At 74.1% G+C, this 8,285-nt stretch carries 9 protein-coding genes; 8 read left to right on the forward strand and 1 reads right to left on the reverse strand.

Features of this window, described 5'->3' with window-relative positions; translation table 11 throughout:
* The first annotated feature begins 267 nt into the window (after nt 1-267).
* From LCD31_RS25255 to LCD31_RS25275, 5 genes are all read left to right on the forward strand, one after another.
* Nucleotides 268-1,326, forward strand: coding sequence for a Ppx/GppA phosphatase family protein (locus LCD31_RS25255; RefSeq protein ID WP_224962024.1), 1,059 nt, complete (start codon nt 268-270; stop codon nt 1,324-1,326).
* Complete coding sequence (locus LCD31_RS25260; RefSeq protein ID WP_224962025.1) at nt 1,323-2,600, forward strand: hypothetical protein; 1,278 nt, start codon at nt 1,323-1,325, stop codon at nt 2,598-2,600. Before LCD31_RS25255 ends, LCD31_RS25260 begins: the two co-directional genes overlap by 4 nt.
* Nucleotides 2,601-2,670: 70 nt before the next feature.
* Complete coding sequence (locus LCD31_RS25265; protein ID WP_224962027.1) at nt 2,671-3,540, forward strand: sugar phosphate isomerase/epimerase; 870 nt, start codon at nt 2,671-2,673, stop codon at nt 3,538-3,540.
* Nucleotides 3,541-3,651: 111 nt separating this feature from the next.
* On the forward strand, nt 3,652-4,440 hold the full coding sequence (locus tag LCD31_RS25270) for a thioesterase family protein (RefSeq protein ID WP_224962029.1): 789 nt from the start codon (nt 3,652-3,654) through the stop codon (nt 4,438-4,440).
* Between the two features lie 62 nt (nt 4,441-4,502).
* Nucleotides 4,503-4,829, forward strand: a complete 327-nt coding sequence (locus tag LCD31_RS25275; protein ID WP_224962031.1) for a hypothetical protein — start codon at nt 4,503-4,505, stop codon at nt 4,827-4,829.
* Between the two features lie 39 nt (nt 4,830-4,868).
* On the opposite strand, the gene LCD31_RS25280 is transcribed toward LCD31_RS25275, so the two are convergent.
* Nucleotides 4,869-6,491, reverse strand: coding sequence for a long-chain fatty acid--CoA ligase (locus LCD31_RS25280; protein ID WP_224962033.1), 1,623 nt, complete (start codon nt 6,489-6,491; stop codon nt 4,869-4,871).
* A gap of 127 nt (nt 6,492-6,618) precedes the next feature.
* Between LCD31_RS25280 and proC the strand changes: the two genes are divergently transcribed.
* From proC to LCD31_RS25295, 3 genes are all read left to right on the forward strand, one after another.
* Nucleotides 6,619-7,428 carry a pyrroline-5-carboxylate reductase gene (gene proC / locus LCD31_RS25285; protein WP_224962035.1) on the forward strand — a complete coding sequence of 270 codons (810 nt, stop codon included), beginning with the start codon at nt 6,619-6,621 and terminating at the stop codon, nt 7,426-7,428.
* 162 nt (nt 7,429-7,590) lie between these two features.
* Nucleotides 7,591-7,815, forward strand: coding sequence for a helix-turn-helix domain-containing protein (locus LCD31_RS25290; RefSeq protein ID WP_224962037.1), 225 nt, complete (start codon nt 7,591-7,593; stop codon nt 7,813-7,815).
* Between the two features lie 202 nt (nt 7,816-8,017).
* A complete protein-coding gene (locus LCD31_RS25295; protein ID WP_003402602.1) occupies nt 8,018-8,119 on the forward strand; it encodes a 30S ribosomal protein bS22 in 102 nt (33 codons plus the stop codon).
* Nucleotides 8,120-8,285 lie beyond the last annotated feature (166 nt).

Genomic DNA, 8,285 nt, shown 5'->3' on the forward strand with positions numbered 1-8,285 from the left:
CGCGCCCGCCCCCCCCCCCGGCCCCCGGCCCCCCCCCCCCCCCCCCCCCCCCCCCCCCCCCCCGGGGGGGCCCCCCCCCCCCCCCCGCGGCCGGGCGCCCGCCCGCACCTGCGCGAACGCCGGTCCGGTGCGGGTGGCCGGGCGCGTGGTGACCGCGCGCCGCTGCCGACGCGAACCGGGCGGAACTCCCAGCACGTCCGGGTTCGGGCGCATTCCCGGCCCCCACCCGCCTCGGGGGCGCGGTTGCGGCCGGTAACGTTGTCGGTCATGCGCCTAGGGGTGCTCGACGTCGGATCCAACACCGTCCACCTGCTCGTGGTGGACGCGCACCGTGGTGCCCATCCGACCCCGATGACATCGGAGAAGACCGTGCTGCGGCTGGCGGAGCGGATCGGTGCCGACGGGCGCCTCGCCGACGCCGACGCCGACGAGCTCGTCGCCAACGTCGCGCAGGTGAAGCAGGCCGCCGAGCAGGCGGGGTGCGAGGACCTGATGGCGTTCTCGACCTCCGCGATCCGCGAAGCCCACAACTCCGCCGAGGTGCTCGCCCGCGTGCGGGACGAGACGGGCGTGGAGCTGCGCGTGCTCAGCGGCGAGCAGGAGGCGCGGCTGACGTTCCTCGCCGCCCGCCGCTGGTGCGGCTGGTCCGCGGGCCGGTTGCTGCTGCTGGACATCGGCGGCGGCTCGCTGGAGATGGCGATCGGCATCGACGAGCAGCCCGACCTGGCGGCGTCGCTGCCGCTGGGCGCGGGCCGGCTGACCCGGACCCGGTTGCCGCAGGACCCGCCGACGCAGCGCCAGGTGGCGGAGATGCGGGACTGGCTGGACGACCAGCTGGCGGCGACGGCGAAGCGGTTCCGCAAGAGCGGCAGCCCCGACCGCGCCGTCGCCACCTCGAAGACGTTCCGCTCGCTGGCCCGGCTGACCGGCGCCGCACCGGCCTCCGCGGGTCCGCGCGTGCCGCGCAGCCTCACCGAGACGGGGCTGCGGCAGCTGCTGGCGTTCATCACCCGGATGTCGGCGGCCGACCTGGCCACGCTCGACGGGGTCAGCAGCGCGCGCTCGCACCAGCTGATCAGCGGTGCGCTCGTCGCGGAGGCGGTGATGCGCGCGCTGGGGGTGGCGGAACTGGACATCTGCCCGTGGGCGCTGCGGGAAGGAGTCATCCTCCGGCGGCTGGACCACGCCAACGGAGAGGACCACACTGCGATGCGGACCCGCGCCGAGTTCGGGTCGTTCGACGCGGAGCGGGCCTCCGCGAACGGGTCAGACGTGGATCGGGGAACTGGACGGCAAGCCCACTACGGGGCACGGTGGAATCGATGAGTCGGGACAGCGGGTCCGAGCACCCGAGCCAGCGCACCGTCGCCGAGCTGCTCGCCGAGTACGGCGGCGGCTCGCAGCGCAGCGCGCACAGGCGACGCAGGCGAGCCGAGGACCCGAGCGAGACCGCCCCGCAGGCGATCATCCAGCGGGTGCTCTCGGACAGCGGCACGATGCGCGCGATCAAGCCGGAGGAGGCCGAGGAGGCCGGTTCCGGCCAGCCCGAGGGCGGCGCACCGCAGGCGCCCGGCCGGGCCGCTCCGCAGCCGCAGGGCACCGGGCCGCAGCCCGCGGTACCGCCCGCCGGGCCATCGGCACCGCCCGCGGCGCCGCAGCAGTTCTCCGGGCCGCCCCCGGCAGGGCCGCCGCCCGGCCCGCCGCGCCCGCAGGCGCCCGCCGCGCAGGCCCCCGCTCCGCAGGCTCCTGCCGCGCAGGCACCCGCTCCGGCACCGCAGGCACCGCCCGTCGAGGACGAGCAGACCGCCGACCCGGACCAGGGCTCCGGTTTCTGGGCCCGCCGCTTCGCCGCGGCCGGGGCACGGCCGCGCGCGACCCCGCCGCCGGACGCGCCCGATGCGGGACCGTCCGACGCGGAGATGACCGTGCAGCAGCCCGCGCTGGGGCCGGTCCCGGCAGCCGGGCCGCACGAGCAGCCGACCCGATCGGTGCCGCTGGAAGGCGCCACCGAGCAGCTGCCGCGGGTGGAGGCGGAGGCCAAGAGCGCCGGTGCGGACGGCACCGCGATGCTCGCCTACCCGCCCGCGGACGCCGCCCCGGCGCGCGGCGACGACCCGTACGACTTCGACGACTACGAGGACTACGACTCGGGCACCGCCTACGCGTCCCCGGCGAACTACGACGACTACGCCGAGGACGCCGAGGCCACCCGGTACCGCGAGGACGGCTACGACGCCGACGACGAGTTCGACGAGTACGACGAGGCGCTCCCCGCCGGGCTCGACGCGGACGACTACCGCGCCGACGCCGACGACGACGAGGAGGAGTCGGAGCCGACCACCGGCAAGGAGTGGCTGGTGCTCGCCCTGCAGGGCGGCGCGGGCCTGGTGTGCGGTGGCGCGGTGTGGTTCGCGTTCCGCTGGCTGTGGACGGCGATCCCGATCGCGGCGCTGGTCGCCGCGCTGGCGATCACCGGCGCGCTGGTGTTCATCGCGCGGAAGTTCTTGCGCACCGACGACTTGCAGACGATCCTGCTCGCGGTGCTGGTCGGCCTGATCTGCACCGTGTCGCCCGCCGCACTGCTGCTGATCGGGCAGTGAGACCGGGTTCGCCGCGCGGATCCCGAGCCGCGTGGAGGATCCGGTGGGGCGCGAGACGCTGGGGCAGCACATGACACCGCAACCGAACACGGCGGAGACCGAGCACCACCCCGACATCCCGGTCGGGCTCTCCAGCGCATCGGTGTGGCCCCAGCCGGCCCGGGCCGCGTTCGAGATGGCCGCGGACCTGGGCTTCGACGGGGTCGAGGTGATGGTGTGGGCGGACGCGGTGAGCCAGGACGTCGCCGCGCTGCACCGGCTGTCCCGGGAGCACGGGGTGCCGATCCTGGCGGTGCACTCGCCGTGCCTGCTCATCACCCAGCGGGTGTGGTCGCCGGAGCCGGAGGAGCGGCTGCGCCGGGCCGTGGTGGCCGCCGCGGACCTGGGTGCGTCGACGGTGGTGGTGCACCCCCCGTTCCGCTGGCAGCGCCGGTACGCGGAGGGCTTCTCGGAGCTCGTCGGCTCGTTGGAAGAGACCAGCGGGATCCAGGTCGCGGTGGAGAACATGTTCCCGATCCGCCCGCCGAACCGGCTGAACCGGCTGCGCGGCGGGAAGTCCGGCGGTCTGTCCGCGTTCACGCCGTCGCCGGACCCGACGGAGGTCGGCTACGGCAGCTACACGCTGGACCTGTCGCACGCGGCCGCGGCGCACGTGGACGCGATCGAGCTGTACAAGCGGATGCAGGACCGGCTGGCGCACGTGCACCTCGCCGACGGGACCGGGGCTCCCCGTGACGAACATCTCGTGCCGGGCCACGGCTCGCAGCCGTGCGCGGAGGTCTGCGAGCTGCTGGCGGCGGACGGCTTCGCCGGATCGGTGGTGCTGGAGGTGAACAGCCGCAAGGCGCGCAACCAGCAGGAACGGGCCGCGTTGCTGGCGGAGGCGCTGGTGTTCGCGCGGTTGCACCTGCAGGCGCCGGGTCGGCCGCGGGCCGGGTGAGCCCGGCCCCCACCCGATGATCAACTTCGGGGCGGGAACGTAGGATCATGGCATGAGTACGATTCGCGCCTCGCTCGCTCAGGAGCGACGCCGGCACTGCGCGGGTCGCGCGTGAACGACACCCCCTTCCTCGACACCCTCGCCGTCCGCCCGCTGGGCGACGGCACCTTCGTCGCCGACCTGCACCCGGACTGGTCCGTCGGGGACCGCCCGCACGGCGGCTACCTGCTGGCGCTGCTCAGCCGCGCCGCCGTCGGTGACGGGCAGCTGGAACCGCTGTCGGTCAGCGCGCAGTACCTGAACTCGCCGAAGGTGGGCCCGGTGCTGCTGCGGACCGAGCTGCTCAAGGCAGGGCGGACCGTCACCGTCGTCCGCGCCGTGCTGGAGCAGGCCGGGCAGCGGTGCGTGGACGCCACCATCACCCTCGGCCAGGTGCCCGACGAGCCGCCCAGCTGGTCGGACCTGCCGGACATGCCGGTGAACCCGCCCGCCGACGCGATCGACCTGGGCAGCACGGACGCGTCCTGGCCGGGTGGCCTGGCCAAGGCCTGCGACATGCGGCTCGACCCGCGCGGCGCCGGGTTCCTCCGCGGCAGCACCGAGGAGCCGCTGCGGCTGCGGTTGTGGGCGCGCCCGCACCAGGGGCAGCCGGACCTGCTGTTCGGGCTCGTCGCGGGCGACCTCACCATGCCGGTCACCTTCAACCTGGGCCGCTTCGGCTGGTCCCCGACGGTGCAGCTGACGGCGCTGCTGCGGGCCCGGCCCGCGAACGGCTGGCTGCGGCTGGTCGTGGAGTCCAAGGCCGTGCACGGGCAGTGGTTCGACGAGGACACCCTCGTCATCGACTCCACCGGCCGGCTGGTGTGCCAGGCCCGGCAGCTGGCGCTGAGCGCGCGGTAGCGGTTCCCGATCCCGGGCGGGCCGGTGCGGCTCGCCCGGTTCGGCCGGTGCGCGGGGTTAGGGTGGCGGCGGCTCCGGCCGCGATCGCCGCCGAGGGCCCGATCACCGCCGACACCAGGGAGACCGCCGTGCCGTCCGTGCGCATCCACCCCATCCAGCTCGACTTCGAGCACTCCGGCGGCGGCCAGGTGTGCAAGCTGTGCGGCGCCCGGGAGCAGTGGAGCGCGGCGGCGCAGCCGACGGTGCAGGGCCCGGCCTACGACCGCTCCCTGCACCTGTCCCACCTGGTCCGCGAACACCTCGACCAGGTGCAGGACACCTTCTCCCACGCGGAACGCGCCAAGGAACAGCGGATCGACGACTCCGCGGCCGACGACGAGGACTCGTGACCGGGCGGGCGGCGGTTCCCGGGCCGCCGCCCGCCCGCGTCAGGCCTGTTCGAGGTCGAGGGCCCCGTCGGCGTGCTGCTTGCGGAGCCGCTTCTTGTCGTACTTGCCGACGCTGGTCTTCGGCGCCTCGGCCAGGAACGTCCAGTGCTCCGGAAGCTGCCACTTCGCGACCCGGTCGGACAGGAACGCGCGCAGCTCCGCCGCGTCGGCCGACGCGCCCTCGTGCAGCACCACGGCCGCGAGCGGGCGCTCGTCCCACTTCGGGTCCGGCACGCCGACGACCATCGCCTCGGCCACCGCCGGGTGCGCCACCAGGTGGTTCTCCAGCTCGACCGTCGAGATCCACTCGCCGCCGGACTTGATGACGTCCTTGGCGCGGTCGGTGAGCCGCAGGAAACCGTCCGCGGACAGGGTGCCGACGTCCTCGGTGCGCAGCCAGCCGTCGTGGAACTTCTCCACGTCCTCGCCGCCGTGGTACGAGGACGTGACCCACGGGCCGCGCACCTCCAGCTCGCCGACGCTCGTGCCGTCCCACGGCAGCTCCCGGCCGTCGTCGCCGATCAGCCGTGCCTCCACCGCCGCCGCCAACCGGCCCTGCGACTCCCGGTACGGCCACTGCGACTCGCCGACCGCCGAGGCGGGCGGGCGGGCCACGCTGCCCAGCGGGGACGTCTCGGTCATGCCCCACGCGTGCAGCACCGGGACGCCGTAGCGCTCCTGGAAGGTCCGCATCAGCGCGGGCGGGGGGGCCGAGCCGCCCACCACGACCTCGCGCAGCGAGGAGATGTCCTTGGGGTGCGATTCCAGGTGCTGCAGCAGGCCCTGCCAGATCGTCGGCACCGCGGCCGCCATCGTCGGGCGCAGCGAGGAGATCATCGCGGCCAGCGGCTCGGCCTGCAGGAACCGGTCCGGCATGATCAGCGAGGCGCCGGACATCAGCGCCGCGTACGGCAGGCCCCAGGACATGGCGTGGAACATCGGGACGACCGCCAGGCCGCGGTCCGCCTGCGCCAGCGCCATCCCGTCCGACATGCACACCTGCATCGAGTGCAGCCAGATCGAGCGGTGCGAGTAGACGACGCCCTTCGGGTTCCCCGTGGTGCCGGACGTGTAGCACATCGCCGCCGCGGCGCGTTCGTCCTGCTCCGGCCACTCGAAGACCTCCGGGCGGCCGCGCAGCAGCTCCTCGTAGCCGTGCACCTGGACGCCGTCCGGGGCCGCCAGCGCCGCCGGGTCCCCGCCGCTGACCACGACGTGGCGCACCGTGCTCATCGCGGGCAGCACCTTCTGGAACAGCGGCAGCAGGCTCGCGTCCACGACGACGACGTGGTCCTCGGCGTGGTCGGCGATGTAGCTGACCTGCTCCGGGAACAACCGGATGTTCAGCGTGTGCAGCACCGCGCCCATCGCGGGCGCCGCCAGGTACACCTCGAGGTGCTCGGCGTTGTTCCACATGAACGTGGCGACGCGCTGGTCATCGGTGACGCCGAGGGAGCGCAGCCCGTGCGCGAGCTGGGCCGCGCGCCTGCCGACCTCGGCGTAGCTGCGGCGGCGCGGCTCGTCCCCGGTCCAGGTCACCACCTCCGAAGCACCGTGTACCCGGCTGCCGTGCTCGAGGATCCTGGCGATCGACAGCGGGCCGTCGTGCATCGTGCTCAGCATCGGGATCGGACCTCCTCGTCCGCGCGCTCGGCGCTCCGCAACATCGATGTCGTGGTTGCCGACACACTAACCGCGCAGGTGGCGCCTGGGGAGGGTCCTGCGCGGACGTTCTGGCACCCTGTTCCGCATGAATTCGATTGCCGTACTGGGCGCGGGCAAGATCGGCGAGTCGCTGCTGGCGGGGCTCCTGCAGGCGGGGCGGAACGCGGATGAGCTGATGTTCACCGAGCGCCACCCGGAACGGGCCGCGCAGCTGACCGCGGAGTACGGCATCGAGCACGTGGACGTCGCCACCGCGGTGCGCCGCGCCGACGTGCTCGTGGTGGCGGTGAAGCCGCAGGACATCGAGCCGCTGCTGGACCAGGTCGCGCCGCTGCTGGACGCGGCGACGCTGGTGGTCTCGCTGTGCGCCGGCCTGCCCACCAAGCTCTACGAGCGCAGGCTCGCCGAAGGAACCCCGGTGGTGCGGGTGATGCCGAACACCCCGATGGTCGTCGGCGAGGCGATGAGCGCCATCTCCGCCGGATCGCACGCGGGCGACGAGCACCTGGCCGTGGTGGAGGAACTGCTCAGCAGCGTCGGCAAGGTCGTCCGGGTCCCCGAGACCCAGCAGGACGCGGTGACCGCGCTGTCCGGTTCCGGGCCCGCCTACTTCTTCTACCTGGTCGAAGCGATGATCGACGCGGGCATCCTGCTCGGCATCCCGCGGGCCACCGCCGCCGACCTGATCGTGCAAGCCGCGGTGGGCGCCGCGACGATGCTGCGCGACGGCTCGGAGGGCCACCCGACGATCCTGCGCGAGGCCGTGACCTCGCCGGCCGGGACCACCATCGCGGGCATCCGCGAGCTGGAGAAGCACGGTGTGCGGGCCGCCCTCATCGACGCCATCGAAGCCGCCAGGGACCGTTCGGTGGAACTGGGCCGCGCGCACGACTAGACCCCCGGTTCCCCGGCGCTGACAGGCGGAAACCGCTGAACCCGGGACGTTCGCGCATCGCAGGGATCCCAACCGTCCCGCTACTCTCGACGGAGCACGTGCGTGTGGAGTCCGTCGGAGGGGAAGCCGACGGCGCGCGCGGGCCGAAGGACTCGGTGAAGCATGTCTGCGAACTCGGAACCCAGCCAGCAAGCACCCCCGCAGGTGGGGAACGTGCAATTCCTCACCGTGGCCGAAGTGGCCAGGTTGATGCGGGTGTCGAAGATGACCGTCTACCGGCTGGTGCACGCCGGTGAGCTCCCCGCGGCACGCGTGGGGCGCTCCTTCCGCGTGGCGGAGAACGACGTGCACTCCTACCTGGAGAACGCCTACTACAACGCGGGATGAGCGCCGTCGTCCCCCGGGCGCGGCGGCGCCCGTCCGGGGGTGCCGGGCCGCCCTGACGGACCACTCCGTCAGGGGGTGACCGGTGGGCGGGTAGGCTGCGGGATCGATCGTGCCTGCTGCCGGTGCTCCCACCGGCGGTGCGCCAGGGGCAGCACCGGCACGAGAAGACGTTCGTACCAACGCCGACAGCGAAGGATTCCGCATGGGCTCGGTCATCAAGAAGCGCCGCAAGCGCATGTCCAAGAAGAAGCACCGCAAGCTTCTGCGCAGGACCCGCGTCCAGCGTCGCAAGTTGGGCAAGTAAGGGATCTGCCGGACTCCGGCCCGCGCCCACGCGGTGCGAGATCGGGAGTCTCGGATCTCGCGCCTTCGCCGCCGGCCCCCCCCGCGGGGGGGGGGGGGGGGGGGTTTGGGACCCCCCCCCCCCCGGGGGGGGGGGGGGGGGGGGGGGGGGGGCCGCCCCCCCGCCC

The organism is Saccharopolyspora sp. 6M (genome assembly GCF_020176775.1).
Lineage (GTDB): Bacteria > Actinomycetota > Actinomycetes > Mycobacteriales > Pseudonocardiaceae > Saccharopolyspora_C > Saccharopolyspora_C gregorii.

What these genes read in the sequence shown, in the direction of transcription:
- LCD31_RS25295 (WP_003402602.1), top strand. Translation starts at nt 8,018, where the DNA reads ATGGGCTCGGTCATCAAGAAGCGCCGCAAGCGCATGTCCAAGAAGAAG.
- LCD31_RS25280 (WP_224962033.1), bottom strand. Translation starts at nt 6,491, where the DNA reads ATGCTGAGCACGATGCACGACGGCCCGCTGTCGATCGCCAGGATCCTC.
- LCD31_RS25290 (WP_224962037.1), top strand. Translation starts at nt 7,591, where the DNA reads ATGTCTGCGAACTCGGAACCCAGCCAGCAAGCACCCCCGCAGGTGGGG.
- LCD31_RS25260 (WP_224962025.1), top strand. Translation starts at nt 1,323, where the DNA reads ATGAGTCGGGACAGCGGGTCCGAGCACCCGAGCCAGCGCACCGTCGCC.
- LCD31_RS25255 (WP_224962024.1), top strand. Translation starts at nt 268, where the DNA reads ATGCGCCTAGGGGTGCTCGACGTCGGATCCAACACCGTCCACCTGCTC.
- proC (WP_224962035.1), top strand. Translation starts at nt 6,619, where the DNA reads ATGAATTCGATTGCCGTACTGGGCGCGGGCAAGATCGGCGAGTCGCTG.
- LCD31_RS25265 (WP_224962027.1), top strand. Translation starts at nt 2,671, where the DNA reads ATGACACCGCAACCGAACACGGCGGAGACCGAGCACCACCCCGACATC.